This window comes from Streptomyces roseofulvus (assembly GCF_039534915.1).
In the GTDB taxonomy this organism is placed as follows: domain Bacteria; phylum Actinomycetota; class Actinomycetes; order Streptomycetales; family Streptomycetaceae; genus Streptomyces; species Streptomyces roseofulvus.
The window spans coordinates 5,703,999-5,718,633 of the sequence record NZ_BAAAWE010000001.1 but is presented as its reverse complement, the minus strand read 5'-3'; the positions used below and the strand labels follow the sequence as shown (position 1 = coordinate 5,718,633).

Here is a 14,635-nt window from a genome sequence, read left to right as displayed (position 1 = left end):
AGGTTGTTGGTCGAGTGAGGCGAAGCATGGATGGCTCCGCGGAGCAGGAGGCGCGGGGCAACTTCACCCCGCCGTCGCGCGGCGCTGTGTCGCCCGCGGACGTACCGGTGACGCCCGCGCCCGCACCCGCCCCGCGGGGCAGCTCCAGCCGGCTGTCCCCGCGCAACTGGCGCGTGCCCACCCGCCTGAACGCGATCCTCCTCATACCCGTGCTCGTCGGCCTCGTGATGGGCGGCTTCCAGGTCAAGGGGTCCATCGACACCTGGCAGGAAGCCCAGGACGCCGAGAAGACGGCGCTCATCGTGCGCGCCGCCTCGGAGTACTCCACCGCCCTCCTCAACGAGCGCGACCTGACGGCCGCCCCGCTGCTCTCCGGCAAGGACCGCGGCGGCGACGAGATCACCCGGGCGTACGCCGCCACGGACGCGGCCCGCGCCGCCTTCGACGAGGCCGTCAAGAACATGCCCTCGGGCCAGGGCCTCGAACGGCGTCTGCAGACGTTCAAGAACGAGGAGCCCAAGCTCGCCGCGCTCCGCAAGGCCGCCTACACGGCCGCGCACGACCCGGTGAACACCGAGCTCGGCTACACCGGCGTCCAGCACTACCTCATGGAGTTCGCCAACGAGCTCGGCCTGGGCACCGGCAACGTCACCAGCTACGGCCGGACCGTCTACGCCATCCAGCTCGCCAAGGGCGCCGGGTCGCTCCAGCGCTCCATCGGCACCCACCTGCTCGTCCGGCCCAGCGCCAAGGACGCCGTCTTCGCCCAGCAGTCGGTCGCCTTCAACTCGTACAACTACCTGGAGCAGATCGCCCTCGGCGAGTACAACTCCGGTGGTACCGCCGAGGACGTCGAGCGCCTGAAGAAGGTGATGGCCGGCAAGGCCGCCGACGGCGAGAAGAAGATGCGGGCCGCCGACGTCACCCTGCCCAAGGGCAAGGACGGATCGGTCTACTCCGGCGTCGCCGGGCTGATCGGCACCGCCGAGGACGCGGACGCGATCAAGGCGCTCGCCGCCAAGGGCGTCACCGCCGAGACCTGGCTGGCCGTCGCCACCGCCAAGTTCGACGGCTACAGCGAGGTCGAGAAGGCCCTCGTCGACAAGGCCGTGGCCGAGGCCACCGCGATCTCCGACGAGGCCAAGACCGACGCCTGGGTCACCGGCGCCATCGTCGTCATCGCCCTGCTCGCCGCCTTCATCCTCGCCGGGATGATGGCCCGCCAGATGAGCCGCTCGATGCGCGAGCTGCGCACCGCGGCCTTCGGCATCGCCGAGCAGCGCCTGCCGATGCTGGTCGACCAGCTCTCCCGGACCGAGCCGGGCCGGGTCGACACCCGCGTGCAGCCCATCCCGATCGACTCGCAGGACGAGATCGGCGAGGTCGCCCGCGCCTTCGACCAGGTCCACCGCGAGGCCGTCCGGCTCGCCGCCGAGCAGGCCATGCTCCGCGGCAACGTCAACGCGATCTTCACCAACCTCTCGCGCCGCAACCAGTCGCTGATCGAGGGCCAGCTGACCCTCATCACCGACCTGGAGAACAACGAGGCCGACCCGGACCAGCTGGAGAACCTCTTCAAGCTGGACCACCTGGCCACCCGTATGCGCCGCAACGGCGAGAACCTCCTCGTCCTCGCCGGCGAGGAGCCGGGCCGCCGCTGGGACCAGCCGGTCCCGCTGGTCGACGTGCTGCGCGCCGCCTCCTCCGAGGTGGAGCAGTACGAGCGCATCGAGATCGCCGGCGTGCCGGAGGCCGAGATCCACGGCCAGGCCGTGACCGACCTCGTGCACCTGCTCGCCGAGCTCCTGGAGAACGCCACCACGTTCTCCTCCCCGCAGACCAAGGTCCGCGTCACCGCGACCCGTCTCCCCGACGGCCGCGTGATGGTCGAGATCCACGACAAGGGCATCGGCCTCACCGCCGAGGACTTCGCGGACATCAACCACAAGCTGGCGAACCCGCCCACCGTGGACGCGGCCGTCTCCCAGCGCATGGGACTCTTCGTGGTCGGCCGGCTCTCCGACCGGCACGGCATCCGCGTCCAGCTCCGCCCCTCGGGCGAGCAGGCCGGCACCACCTCGCTGGTCATGCTGCCGGACGCGATCACCCACGGTGGCGGTGGCGAGCAGCCGGTCCAGGACGACTTCACGGTCTCCCAGATCATCCCGCACCAGCAGCAGGGCGGCTTCGAGGCCCAGGCGGCCCCGATGCGCACCGCCGCCGAGCTCGGCTTCGACGACTCGCGGTACGAGCAGCAGGGCGAGGGCCGTCAGCTCGACCCGGTCAACCGCTCGCTGATGCGCGAGGAGCGCCGGGCGGCCCTGGAGGCCCAGGTGCAGGGCGGCGACGCGCCGCTCTACGCCGAGGAGGCCGGGCAGGGCGGCGAGTACGCCCAGGAGCAGGGCTACGGCCAGGAGTACCCGCAGGAGTACGAGCAGCAGCCGCAGGCCCAGGAGTACGCCGGCGAGTACGGCCAGGAGTACGCCCAGGGCTACGAGCAGCAGCCGCAGGACGGCTACGGCTACCCCCAGCAGCAGGGGTACGAGGAGTACGGACAGCAGTCCGAGGCGTACCCGCAGCAGGCGTATGCGGAAGCGGCGTACGGCGCTCAGGAGCAGACTCACGCCGGATACGACCAGGCGTTCGAAGCCCAGTCCCACCAGGGTGAGTGGCCCGCGCAGAGCTCCTACCAGGGTGCTTTCGACCAGGGTTACCGACCGGAATCGGAATCTTCGCAGGCCGCTCCCGAACAGGGCCACGAGCGCGTAGGCTTCGACCGTCCGGCTCCGGCTCCGAGTCCCGCTCCGGACACCGGCAACGGACTGACCGACGCCGGTCTGCCGCGCCGCGGCGGTGCCGCCCCGCAGGCGCCCCAGGCGCAGCGGCCCGTGCCGCCGGCCCAGCCCGCGCAGCCGGTGGGGCAGGACCAGCAGAACCAGAACGACGGCTCCGACGAATGGCGCTCGGCCAATGACGAGCGCTGGGAGCAGGCCAAGAAGCTCCGCGAGCCGAAGGCGGGCGGAGTCACTCCGTCCGGTCTCCCCCGGCGCGTCCCCAAGGCCAACCTGGTCGAGGGCACCGCGGAGCAGACCCCGCAGGGCGGCCCCCAGGTCTCCCGCGCGCCCGAGGACGTCCGGGGCAGGTTGAGCAACCTGCGCCGCGGTGTCCAGCAGGGACGCACCGCGGGGTCGGACACGAACGGATCGGGCCTCGGCCCGGGTAATACCTACAACCAGGAGCGTTAGTGTGAGCGCGATGAGCCAGGCGGCGCAGAATCTGAACTGGTTGATCACCAACTTCGTGGACAACACCCCCGGGGTGTCCCACACGGTGGTGGTCTCCGCCGACGGACTCCTGCTGGCCATGTCCGAGGGCTTCCCCCGGGACCGTGCCGACCAGCTGGCGGCGGTCGCGTCCGGGCTGACCTCGCTGACGGCGGGCGCGTCCCGGATCTTCGAGGGCGGCGCGGTCAACCAGACCGTGGTGGAGATGGAGCGCGGCTTCCTCTTCATCATGTCGGTCTCGGACGGTTCCTCGCTGGCCGTCCTCGCCCACCCGGAGTCCGACATCGGTCTCGTGGGCTACGAGATGGCCCTGCTGGTGGACCGGGCCGGCTCCGTCCTCACCCCGGACCTGCGGGCCGAGCTCCAGGGAAGTCTTCTCAACTAACAGACACAGAGTGCGTTTCAGGTCACCGCACCGTTAGGGTGCGGTGACGCGGCTCCAAGGGACATGGACCGCGAAGCAGTCGGAGGAGGAGACGTGGGAACACCCCCGGGGGCGAACCCCTACAACGGTTTCGACGCGCATCAGGCGCCGATGGGCGACACCGCGCAGAACCGGTACAACTTCCCTTCCGCACCCAGCAGACAGGGTGTCCCCCAGCCTTACGGCCAGCCGCAGCAGCAGGCGCAGCCGGTGGCCCAGCGCGCCGCGGGCGGCGCGGGTGCCGGCGGCGGGCACAACCCGCTCGTGCGTCCGTACGCGATGACCGGCGGCCGCACCCGGCCGCGTTACCAGCTCGCCATCGAGGCGCTGGTCAGCACGACCGCCGATCCGGCCCGGCTGCAGGGGCAGTTGCCCGAGCACCAGCGGATCTGCCGGCTGTGCTTCGAGATCAAGTCGGTCGCGGAGATCTCGGCCCTTCTCTCCATCCCCCTCGGCGTTGCCCGGATCCTCGTCGCCGACCTGGCCGAGGCCGGACTTGTCGCCATCCACCAGCCCGGCGGCGACGAGGCCGCCGGCGGTCAGCCAGACGTGACACTGCTCGAAAGGGTGCTCAGTGGACTTCGCAAGCTCTAGCGGCGGCGCGGCCCGTTCTACCACCAGCGCGAAGATCGTGGTGGCGGGCGGCTTCGGCGTGGGCAAGACCACGTTCGTGGGTGCCGTCTCGGAGATCAACCCGCTGCGTACCGAGGCCGTCATGACGTCCGCGTCCGCGGGCATCGACGACCTCACGCACACCGGCGACAAGACGACGACGACTGTCGCCATGGACTTCGGCCGTATCACGCTGGACCAGGACCTGATCCTGTATCTGTTCGGCACCCCCGGCCAGGACCGCTTCTGGTTCATGTGGGACGACCTGGTCCGCGGCGCCATCGGCGCCGTCGTCCTCGTCGACACCCGCCGTCTCGCCGACTGCTTCCCCGCCGTCGACTACTTCGAGAACTCGGGCCTCCCCTTCGTCATCGCCCTCAACGGCTTCGACGGGAACCAGCCCTACGCCCCGGAGGAGGTCCGCGAGGCCCTCCAGATCGGGCCCGACACCCCGATCATCACCACCGACGCCCGCCACCGCGCGGACGCCAAGAGCGCGCTCATCACCCTCGTCGAGCACGCCCTCATGGCCCGCCTGCGGTAACCGTCCCGACGGCTCGTCGGCAGCACCGCCACGCGAAAGGGCCCCCGCTCCTCGAAGGAGCGGGGGCCCTTTCCGTGCGTCCGGGGCGTCAGCGCCAGCTGTGCGGGGCGCGGAAGCCGTTCTCGCGCTCCAGGCGGCGCCAGCCGGCGGTGGTGCGGCCGTGGTGGGCGGCGGCCGGCTCGGGCTGCGCGGCGGCGCGGGCGAGCAGGACCGCGGTGATGGCGGCCAGCTCCTCGGGGTCGGCGTGGCCCTTCTCGACGCGGAGAAGGTTGGCTGTGGCAGGCGTGGTCACTTCGGTGGACTCCTTATGCCGAGTCTTACTGAGGCGGGTTGCCGTGCTTGCGGGACGGCAGGTCGGCGTGCTTGGTGCGGAGCATGGCGAGGGACCGGATGAGCACCTGGCGGGTGTCGGCGGGGTCGATGACGTCGTCGACGAGTCCGCGTTCGGCCGCGTAGTACGGGTGCATCAGCTCGGCCTTGTACTCCTTGACCATGCGGGCGCGCATGGCCTCGGAGTCCTCGGCCTCGGCGATCTGCTTGCGGAAGATCACGTTGGCGGCGCCCTCGGCGCCCATGACCGCGATTTCGTTGGTGGGCCAGGCGTACGTCAGGTCGGCGCCGATGGACTGGGAGTCCATGACGATGTAGGCGCCGCCGTAGGCCTTGCGCAGGATCAGCGAGATCCGGGGCACGGTCGCGTTGCAGTACGCGTACAGCAGCTTCGCGCCGTGGCGGATGATTCCACCGTGCTCCTGGTCGACGCCGGGCAGGAAGCCGGGGACGTCCAGAAGAGTGATGATCGGGATGTTGAAGGCGTCGCACATCTGCACGAAGCGGGCGGCCTTCTCGGACGCCTCGATGTCGAGGACGCCGGCCAGCGACTGCGGCTGGTTGGCGACGATGCCGACGACCTGGCCGTCGAGGCGGGCCATCGCGCAGATGATGTTGCGGGCCCAGCGCTCGTGGATCTCCAGGAAGTCGCCGTCGTCGACGAGCTCCTCGATGACCTTGTGCATGTCGTACGGGCGGTTGCCGTCGGCGGGCACCAGGTCGAGCAGGACGTCCGAGCGGCGGTCGGCCGGGTCCTCGCTGGGGGCGGCCGGAGGGTTCTCGCGGTTGTTCTGCGGGAGCATCGACAGCAGGTAGCGGACCTCGGCGATGCAGGTCTCCTCGTCGTCGTACGCGAAGTGCGCGACGCCCGAGGTCTCGGCGTGCACGTCGGCGCCGCCGAGGCCGTTCTGGGTGATCTCCTCGCCGGTGACCGCCTTGACGACGTCCGGGCCGGTGATGAACATCTGCGAGGTCTCGCGGACCATGAAGACGAAGTCGGTCAGCGCCGGGCTGTAGGCGGCGCCGCCGGCGCACGGGCCGAGCATCACGCTGATCTGCGGGATGACACCCGACGCCCGGGTGTTGCGCTGGAAGATGCCGCCGTAGCCGGCGAGCGCGGAGACGCCCTCCTGGATGCGGGCGCCGGCGCCGTCGTTCAGGGAGACCAGCGGCGCTCCGGCCGCGATGGCCATGTCCATGATCTTGTGGATCTTGGTGGCGTGGGCCTCGCCCAGCGCGCCGCCGAAGATCCGGAAGTCGTGCGCGTAGACGAAGACCGTCCGGCCCTCGACCGTGCCCCAGCCGGTGATGACACCGTCGGTGTACGGCTTCTTCGCCTCCAGGCCGAAGCCCTGGGCGCGGTGCCGGCGCAGCTGCTCGACCTCGTTGAAGGAACCCGGGTCGAGGAGCAGCTCGATGCGCTCGCGCGCCGTCAGCTTGCCCTTCGCGTGCTGGGCCTCGGTCGCGCGCTCGCTGGGGCCGGCCAGCGCCTGCTCCCGCAGGACGTGCAGTTCGGCGACGCGGCCACGTGCGTCGGTGGGCTCGCTCGGGATCTCGTCGACAAGGGTCATGTACCGACCCTACGAACTCGACCAAGGAAACCCCGCCGTCGACTCCGTACAGTCTCGCGTGTCGATTCCTGGCGGGGACGGACAGAACCAGCGGGGCGGCAGAGCGAGCCCACAGCCTGAGACCCCCTTTGCTTGTGGGGGTCCCACAAAAGCAGCGCTCGGACCTCCGGATCCCGGAGGTCCGCGCGCCCGACGGGGCGGGCGGTTCAGCAGCCGCCGCAGTTGTAGAAGGTCACGTCCCAGTGGTTGCCCTCGTCGGCGTAGACGTTGCCGGCGCCGGAGCGCCACTGCGGGGCTCCGTCGCCGCGCAGGCCGATGTAGGTGAACGTGTTCTTGATGTAGCTCCCGAGGCACGTGTACTTGCTGAAGTCCAGCTTGTAGCCGTTCCAGTGCGAGTAGGTGCCACTGGCGTGGCCGACCTCGGTGCCGCCGGTGATGTTGAGGGCGCAGCCGCTGGCGCTCTTGAGGGTCTGGGCGCCCTGGGCGGTGGCGAGGTTGAGCTGCTCGAAGGAGGTGCAGGTGGAGTTGTACCGGTCGGAGCAGCCGCCGGAGGACGACCAGGTGATGCCGGAGTTCCGGAACATCGAGGTGGCGGTGGAGTGGCTGATCTTGGTGACGGCGTGGGCCTCGCCGGCCGAGGTGAGGGCGCCGAAGCCGGGGGCGAAGAGGGCGCCGAGGACGAGGGCGAGGGCGGTGAGGGCGGAGCGGAGCTTCACGGGGGATGCCTCCTGCCGGGGACCGTGGACGGGGACGGTGGTGCAGGTGGTGCCGGTGTGCTCGCGGGGCGCTTCCGCGCCTGCCGCGCAGGGGGATGATGCCGCAGTTCTACGCGCGTCCGCCAGAGGGCGTCGGGGGTCGGTGCGGGGCCGTTCGGGGGAACCTCGGGAGTAGATGTTGAAAGTTGAACGGAATGGGGTTACAGTCGTTCTCGTTGAAGGTTCAACAACAACCGACTTCAACGCCACCCCCCGACAAGGAGCACGCCATGGGTCTCTTCGGCCGCAAGAACACCGAGTCCGCCACCACCACCGCCACCCTCCCCGTGGACCCGGCCCTGGCCGCCCTGACCGGCGACTACACCATCGACGCCGCCCACAGCAGCATCGGCTTCACCGTCCGCCACGCGATGGTCACCAACGTCCGCGGCTCCTTCGGCGAGCACGAGGGCACCCTGAAGCTGAACGGCAGCGACCCGTCCGCCTCCAGCGCCGCCATCGACGTCAAGATCGCCTCCATCGACACGGGCATCGGCGACCGCGACAACCACCTGCGCGGCGGCGACTTCTTCGACGCCGAGCAGTTCCCGCTGATGACCTTCCGCTCCACCGAGGCGGCGCAGCTCGGCGGCGACAAGTACCGGATCACCGGCGACCTGACCATCAAGGACGTCACCAAGCCGCTCTCCATCGACCTGGAGTTCAACGGCACCGCCACCGACCCCTTCGGCAACGAGCGCGTCGGCTTCGAGGGCTCCGCCGAGATCCTGCGCTCCGAGTGGGGCCTCACCTGGAACGCGGCCCTGGAGACCGGCGGTGTCATGGTCAGCGACAAGGTGAAGCTGAACTTCGACATCTCCGCCATCAAGAACGCCGCCTGACCCTCCCCGCAGGACACCCGGCACACGAGCGCGCCCGCCCTCCGCGACCCCGCGGACGGCGGGCGCTCGGCGTGTCCGGAGCCGTCCCGCCCCGCCCCGTCGCAGGTCGGCACCGTTGTCAGAGGCGGTCGTTAGCGTCGGCGGCATGGAGATCCACATCGACAGTGCCGTGCTGACCGAAGCCGTCGGGCGGGCCGCCCGCGTCCTGCCCGCCCGCTCCCCCCTGCCCGTCCTCGGCGGGCTGCTCCTGGAGGCCGGCGAGGACGGCCGGCTGAGCGTCTTCGGGCTCGACCACGAGGCGTCCGCGCGCGTGGAGGCCGAGGCGGAGACGGTGACGCCCGGCCGCGTCCTGGTGCTCGGCCGGCGCCTGCTCGACATCTGCAAGGTGCTGCCGCGCGGCCGGACCGCCCTCGCCGTCGAGGGCCCCCGGCTCTCGGTCTCCTCCGGCGACGTCCGCTTCGGCCTCTCGCTGCTGCCGCTCGACGCCCATCCGGCCGCCCCGGCGCTGCCGCCGGTCCTCGGCGAGGTCGACGGGGACGCCTTCGCGGAGGCGGTGGCCCAGGTCGCGGCGGCGGCCGGGCGGGACGACGCGCTGCCGGTCCTCACCGGGATACGGCTCGCGCTGGACGGCCCGGAGATGACCCTGGCCGCCACGGACCGCTACCGGTACGCGGTCCGCACCCTGGAGTGGTACCCCGACCCCGCCGCCGCCCCCGCCGAACCGGCCGACGTCGTGGTCCCGGCCCGCCGCCTCGCCGAGACCGCCCGCTCGCTCGCGGCCGGCGGGCGGGCCAGGATCGGCCTGGACGCGCACTCCCTCGGCTTCGAGCGGGCCGGGCTGCGCGCCACCACCCGGCTGCTCGACGGCCGGCTCCCCCGCCACGACAAGCTGTTCGCCCTCGGCGACCACGCCGTCGCGGTCACCGGCCGGGCCGCGCTCGTCGAGGCGGTGAAGCGGGTCTCCGTCGTCGCCGAGGGCGACAGCCCGGTCCAGCTGGCCTTCGACGGGACGGCGCTCCGGCTCCGGGCGGGGTACGAGGACGACGTCGCCTCCCAGCGGCTGCCCGCCGCCCTCGACGGGGCGCAGGAGATGACGGTCGCCTTCAACCCGGGCTATCTGCTGGACGCCCTGGACCGGTTCACCGCCGACGACGTACGGCTCCACCTGCTGGGGCCGGGCCAGCGTGCCCTGCTGACCGACGGCGACGACGGCCGCCACCGGCACCTGCTGATGTCGGTGAAGCCGCTGGTCTGACCGGGCGGAGCCCGGCGGTCAGAAGCCTCCGCCGCCGTCGAAGCCGCCCCCGCCGCCGAAGTCCCCGCCACCCCCGAAGTCGCCGCCGCCGAAGTCCCCTCCGAAGTCCCCGCCCCCGCCGAAGTCGCCGCCCTCGTCGCCCTGGAAGTCGGGACCGCCGTACTCGGAGGCGTAGGCGGGGGTGGAGAGGGCGGAGCCGAGGAGGGTGCCCATCAGCAGGCCGGGCAGCAGGCCGCCGCCGAAGTAGCCGCCGGCCCAGGGGCCGTACGCCGGCCCGGCCTCCCAGTAGGGGCGGCGGCCGTACTCGGTCTCGACGGTCCGGGCCCGCGGGTCCTCGCCGTCGTCCAGCCGGGCCGCGTCGGCGGCGCAGACCGGCACCTCGCGGGCCGCCCCGCCGACCGGGGTCCAGGTGCGGTCCTCGGTGGACGGGCCGTGGCGCGGGTCGAAGAAGCACGGGGGCCGGCGCTCGGGCAGCGGACGGGAGGCGCGGCGGGCGTCGAGCACCGCCAGCGCGTAGCGGCCCTCGTCCAGCGCCTCGGTCACGCCCCGGACGTCGTGCGGCCGGGTCGCGGAGCCCATCAGCGACTTCGCCCGGTCGTAGGAGTCCAGGGCCCGTTCGTAGTCCGCGCGCATCGCCTCGTCGGCGCCGCGCTCGGCCGGGTGGAAGTCGAGCCGTTCCAGCTCCTCGCCGAAGGCGGTGATGTCCTCGTCGACGACGACCCGGAGCTTCTCCAGGGCGGCCCGCTCCTCCGCCTCCTTCCGCTTCCGCCGGCCGCGGACCACGGCGTAGGCGGCGGTGCCGCCGACGGCGGCGACCGCGCCCAGGGTGACGAGGCCGGCGACCGGGACGCCGGAGTCCTCCGCGGCGCCGCCGGGCCAGGCGGCGGGCGCGGAGCCGCGCATCGCGGGGAGGGCCTGGTCGGCGAAGGCGTTCAGCTGGGTGGCGGCGTCGGTGCCGGGCCGGGCGACGGCGGCGACCATGTTCTCCACCGCGCCGGCCGACAGCACCCGGGCGTCGGCCTTGGCGTCGAACCGGTCGCCGAGCCGCACCGCGTACACCCCGGCGAGGCCGGTCTGCTCGCGCAGGTTGTCGATGAGCCCCTGCGGCGGGTACTCCGCGCCCTCCGGCAGCACCGCCACGAAGAGGGGCTTGTCGGCGTCCTCGATCCGCTGCGCGAGGGCGGCCGCGTCGGCCGTCGAGAGCTGGTCGGCGGCGCCCGGGTCGACGTAGACCGGGCCCTGTCTCAGGGCCGCGCCCGCGTCCGGGACGCCGGTGGCCCTGGCGCCCGCCGAGGCGGGAGCCAGGGCCAGGAGCAGCAGGAGCACCAGCCCGGCGAGGGCCGGCCACACCGAAATCGCCCTGGTCCTCATGGTTCGAAATTACCCGAAGGGGATCGAACTAGACATACCGGGCGGAAATCGGTCTCACTCGGCGGGGTCGACCCCCGCCCGCAGCAGCCCGTAGGTGAAGGCGTCCTCCAGGGCCTGCCAGGAGGCGGCGATCACGTTCTCGCCGACGCCGACCGTGGCCCACTCGGCGTTGCCGTCGCTGGTGGTGACGAGGACGCGGGTGGTGGACTCGGTGCCGTGCCGGCCTTCGAGGATGCGGACCTTGTAGTCGACCAGCTCGAACTTGGCGAGCTGCGGGTAGATCCGCTCCAGGGCGACCCGCAGGGCGCGGTCGAGGGCGTTGACCGGGCCGTTGCCCTCGGCGGTGGCCAGCATCCGCTCGCCCTTGGCCCACAGCTTGACCGTGGCCTCGTTGGCGTGGGTGCCGTCGGGGCGGTTCTCGGTGATCGCCCGCCAGGACTCGGTGCGGAAGTAGCGGCGCGCCCGGCCCTCGGCCTCGGCGCGGAGCAGCAGCTCGAAGGAGGCGTCGGCGGCCTCGTACGTGTAGCCCTGGAGCTCGCGCTCCTTGACCCGCTCGACCACCCGGGCCACCAGGGCGCGGTCGCCGCCGAGGTCGACGCCGAGCTCCTTGCCCTTGAGCTCGATGGAGGCGCGTCCGGCCATGTCGGAGACGAGCATCCGCATGGTGTTGCCGACCAGCTCGGGGTCGATGTGCTGGTAGAGGTCGGGGTCGACCTTGATGGCGGAGGCGTGCAGTCCGGCCTTGTGGGCGAAGGCGGAGACGCCGACGTACGGCTGGTGGGTGGAGGGGGTGAGGTTGACGACCTCGGCGATGGCGTGCGAGATCCGCGTCATCTCGGCGAGGGCGCCGGCGGGCAGCACCCTCTTGCCGTACTTGAGCTCCAGGGCGGCGACGACCGGGAAGAGGTTGGCGTTGCCGACCCGCTCGCCGTAGCCGTTCGCCGTGCACTGGACGTGGGTGGCGCCCGCGTCGACGGCGGCGAGGGTGTTGGCGACGGCACAGCCGGTGTCGTCCTGGGCGTGGATGCCGAGCCGGGCGCCGGTGTCGGCGAGGACGGTGGCGACGACGGCCTGGATCTGGGCGGGGAGCATGCCGCCGTTGGTGTCGCAGAGGATGACGACGTCGGCGCCGGCCTCGTGCGCGGCGCGGACCACGGCCTTGGCGTAGTCCGGGTTCGCCTTGTAGCCGTCGAAGAAGTGCTCGCAGTCGACGAAGACGCGGCGGCCCTGGGCGACCAGGTGGGAGACGGTGTCGCGGACCATCTCCAGGTTCTCGTCGAGGGTGGTGCGCAGGGCCAGCTCGACGTGCCGGTCGTGGGACTTGGCCACCAGGGTGATCACCGGGGCGCCGGAGTCGAGCAGCGCCTTGACCTGCGGGTCGTCGGCGGCGGTGCCGCCGGCCCTGCGGGTGGCGCCGAAGGCGACGAGCTGCGCGTGCCGGAAGTCGATCTCCTGGCGGGCGCGGGCGAAGAACTCGGTGTCCCGCGGGTTCGCGCCGGGCCAGCCGCCCTCGATGAAGCCGACGCCGAACTCGTCGAGGTGCCGGGCGATGGTCAGCTTGTCCGCGACGGTGAGGTTGATGCCCTCGCGCTGCGCTCCGTCGCGCAGGGTGGTGTCGAAGACGTGAAAGCCGTCGTCGGGGCGCGAGCCCTCGGCGTTCTCCGTGGTCATGGCTGTGATGGCTCCTGTCGGATGTGGCTCCGGAAGGTATGGATCCACTTGCCCCCATTCTCACGCGTCGTCCGTCTCCGGCCGAGGTGGGGCCGGAAAACGAAAAAACCCCTCGCGGGTGCGAGAGGTCTGCGCGCGGGTCTGGGGCACGATGTCCACTGCCGCGGGGGGTCGTGTCGCGGTTCAGCGGTCACTGCGGACCGGCGCGCTGCTGCCGATAATCATCGTGGTAGCGAGCACGTCCGCAGTGTGCCACAGGCCCGTGCGTCCACGGACCCGGATCTCACGATGCGGAATACGCGTCCGGGTCCGGCGCCGGGGGCACGAGGGTCTCGTCGACGAACTCCCGCACCTGGGCGAGGACCTCGGCCCGGCCGGTGCCGGGCAGGCCGACCGCGACGTGCACGCTGTAGCCGTCGAGGAGGGCGCGCATCCGGGTGGCGAAGCGGTCCGGGTCCACGGGCCGGAACTCGCCGCGCGAGACGCCCTCGGCGAGGATCGCGACCAGGTCCCGGTGCCAGGCGCCCTCGATGGCGGCCTGCCGGGCGCGGGCGTCCGCGTCGGCGTTCTGCGAGCGGTTCCAGACCTCCAGCCAGAGCGTCCAGTGCGGGTCGCGCGGCCCGTCGGGCACGTACACGTCGACGTACCCGTCGAGCCGCTCGCGGCAGGTGCCGGGCCGGGAGAGCAGCGCGCCCCGCTCGGCCCCGAGCCGCCCCTCGCTCCACTCCAGGGTCTGGAGCAGCAGTTCGTCCTTGGTGCGGAAGTAGTAGAGGAGGTGGCCGCTGCTCATCCCGACCTGCCGCCCGAGCCCGGCCATGGTGAGCCCGTCGAGCCCGCGCTCGGCGACGGTGTCCATCGCCGCCGAGAAGACCTCCTCGCGGGGCGGGGCGGCCTGGTTGCGGCGGCGGGGGGCGGGGGACGGGCTGCTGCTCTGACTCACTCGTACGTTCTACACCGCGGGCTGCTGCTGGGTGATGCAGTGGATGCCGCCGCCCGCCGCGAAGATCGTCCGGGCGTCGACGAGGACGACCTCGCGGTCCGGGAAGAGGCGGCGGAAGATCTCGGCGGCGAGCTCGTCGTGCGGGTCGTCGAAGGCGCAGAGGATCACGGCGCCGTTGCACAGGTAGTGGTTGATGTAGGAGTAGTCGACCCAGTCGCCCTCCTCGTCCTTGAGGACGGTGGGGGCGGGGACCTCGATGACCTCCAGGGGGCGGCCCTGGGCGTCGGTCTGGGCGCGGAGGATGTCCACGTACAGCCGGGAGCGGGCGTAGTCCGGGTGGTTCGGGTCCTGCTGGCTGTGGACGAGGACGGTGCCGGGGCGGGCGAAGGCGGCGACGATGTCGACGTGGCCCTGGGTGCCGTACATGCCGTAGTCGCCGGCCAGGCCGTGCGGCAGCCAGATCGCCTTGGTGGTGCCGAGCTTGGCGTGGATCTCCCGCTCGACCTGCTCGCGGGTCCACTCGGGGTTGCGGCCGGAGCCGAGCTGGACGGTGTCGGTGAGGAGGACGGTGCCCTCGCCGTCGACGTGGAGGCCGCCGCCCTCGTTCACCAGGGCGCTGCTCAGCACGCGTACCCCCGCCGCGTCCGCGACGTGGCGGGCGATCTTGGAGTCGTGCTCCCAGCTCGCCCAGTCCTGGGCGCCCCAGCCGTTGAACACCCAGTCCACGGCGGCCAGGGAGGTGCCGTCGGTGACGAAGGTGGGGCCGATGTCGCGCATCCAGGCGTCGTCGAGCTCCCGCTCGATCAGCGCGACGCCGTCGCCGAGGAGCGCGCGGGCGCCCTCCGCGTCGCCGGGGGCGACGACCATCGTCACCGGCTCGAAGCGGCGGACGGCCCGGGCGACGGAGGCCCATGCCTCGCGGGCCTCGGCGAGCTCGGCGTCGTCGGTGAAGGTGGCGTTGGGGCTCGGCCAGGCCATCCAGGTCCGCTCGTGCGGGGTCCACTCGGCGGGCATGCGGTACGAAGTCATGAGGGCG

At 72.2% G+C, this 14,635-nt stretch carries 13 protein-coding genes; 6 read left to right on the top strand and 7 right to left on the bottom strand.

What is annotated here, in order from left to right; translation table 11 throughout:
• The first annotated feature begins 14 nt into the window (after nucleotides 1-14).
• The 4 genes from ABFY03_RS26525 to ABFY03_RS26510 all read left to right on the top strand — a co-directional run bounded on the left by ABFY03_RS26525 (nucleotide 15) and on the right by ABFY03_RS26510 (nucleotide 4,864).
• Nucleotides 15-3,245 carry a sensor histidine kinase gene (locus ABFY03_RS26525; protein ID WP_346170987.1) on the top strand — a complete coding sequence of 1,077 codons (3,231 nt, stop codon included), beginning with the start codon at nucleotides 15-17 and terminating at the stop codon, nucleotides 3,243-3,245.
• A gap of 10 nt (nucleotides 3,246-3,255) precedes the next feature.
• On the top strand, nucleotides 3,256-3,669 hold the full coding sequence (locus ABFY03_RS26520; RefSeq protein WP_030496939.1) for a roadblock/LC7 domain-containing protein: 414 nt from the start codon (nucleotides 3,256-3,258) through the stop codon (nucleotides 3,667-3,669).
• 93 nt (nucleotides 3,670-3,762) lie between these two features.
• Nucleotides 3,763-4,302, top strand: coding sequence for a DUF742 domain-containing protein (locus ABFY03_RS26515; protein WP_319011842.1), 540 nt, complete (start codon nucleotides 3,763-3,765; stop codon nucleotides 4,300-4,302).
• Entirely contained in the window at nucleotides 4,283-4,864 is a 582-nt protein-coding gene (locus tag ABFY03_RS26510) for a GTP-binding protein (protein ID WP_346170986.1), read from the top strand. The genes ABFY03_RS26515 and ABFY03_RS26510 overlap by 20 nt, the downstream gene beginning before the upstream one ends.
• 88 nt (nucleotides 4,865-4,952) lie before the next feature.
• Here the strand turns inward: ABFY03_RS26510 and ABFY03_RS26505 are convergent, their stop codons facing one another.
• The 3 genes from ABFY03_RS26505 to ABFY03_RS26495 form a co-directional block, all read right to left on the bottom strand.
• Nucleotides 4,953-5,156, bottom strand: a complete 204-nt coding sequence (locus ABFY03_RS26505) for an acyl-CoA carboxylase subunit epsilon (RefSeq protein ID WP_319011767.1) — start codon at nucleotides 5,154-5,156, stop codon at nucleotides 4,953-4,955.
• A 25-nt stretch (nucleotides 5,157-5,181) separates the two neighbouring features.
• Entirely contained in the window at nucleotides 5,182-6,765 is a 1,584-nt protein-coding gene (locus ABFY03_RS26500; protein ID WP_319011768.1) for an acyl-CoA carboxylase subunit beta, read from the bottom strand.
• 206 nt (nucleotides 6,766-6,971) lie between these two features.
• Nucleotides 6,972-7,481 (bottom strand): hypothetical protein, encoded by a 510-nt coding sequence (locus ABFY03_RS26495; protein WP_346170985.1) that lies wholly within the window; start codon nucleotides 7,479-7,481, stop codon nucleotides 6,972-6,974.
• Between the two features lie 269 nt (nucleotides 7,482-7,750).
• Here ABFY03_RS26495 and ABFY03_RS26490 point away from each other — a divergent pair, with 269 nt between their 5' ends.
• Both ABFY03_RS26490 and dnaN read left to right on the top strand, forming a co-directional pair.
• Complete coding sequence (locus tag ABFY03_RS26490) at nucleotides 7,751-8,362, top strand: YceI family protein (RefSeq protein WP_319011770.1); 612 nt, start codon at nucleotides 7,751-7,753, stop codon at nucleotides 8,360-8,362.
• A 145-nt stretch (nucleotides 8,363-8,507) separates the two neighbouring features.
• A complete protein-coding gene (dnaN, locus tag ABFY03_RS26485) occupies nucleotides 8,508-9,617 on the top strand; it encodes a DNA polymerase III subunit beta (RefSeq protein ID WP_319011771.1) in 1,110 nt (369 codons plus the stop codon).
• Nucleotides 9,618-9,635: 18 nt separating this feature from the next.
• On the opposite strand, the gene ABFY03_RS26480 is transcribed toward dnaN, so the two are convergent.
• From ABFY03_RS26480 to ABFY03_RS26465, 4 genes are all read right to left on the bottom strand, one after another.
• The gene (locus ABFY03_RS26480; RefSeq protein WP_346170984.1) at nucleotides 9,636-10,988 is read right to left on the bottom strand and encodes a hypothetical protein; all 1,353 of its coding nucleotides are present in this window, start codon (nucleotides 10,986-10,988) and stop codon (nucleotides 9,636-9,638) included.
• A gap of 54 nt (nucleotides 10,989-11,042) precedes the next feature.
• Nucleotides 11,043-12,659 (bottom strand): citramalate synthase, encoded by a 1,617-nt coding sequence (gene cimA, locus ABFY03_RS26475; RefSeq protein WP_319011773.1) that lies wholly within the window; start codon nucleotides 12,657-12,659, stop codon nucleotides 11,043-11,045.
• Between the two features lie 283 nt (nucleotides 12,660-12,942).
• Nucleotides 12,943-13,515: a TetR/AcrR family transcriptional regulator gene (locus ABFY03_RS26470; RefSeq protein ID WP_346172306.1), complete on the bottom strand. Its 573-nt coding sequence runs from the start codon at nucleotides 13,513-13,515 to the stop codon at nucleotides 12,943-12,945.
• 93 nt (nucleotides 13,516-13,608) lie between these two features.
• Nucleotides 13,609-14,628: an agmatine deiminase family protein gene (locus tag ABFY03_RS26465; protein ID WP_319011774.1), complete on the bottom strand. Its 1,020-nt coding sequence runs from the start codon at nucleotides 14,626-14,628 to the stop codon at nucleotides 13,609-13,611.
• Nucleotides 14,629-14,635 lie beyond the last annotated feature (7 nt).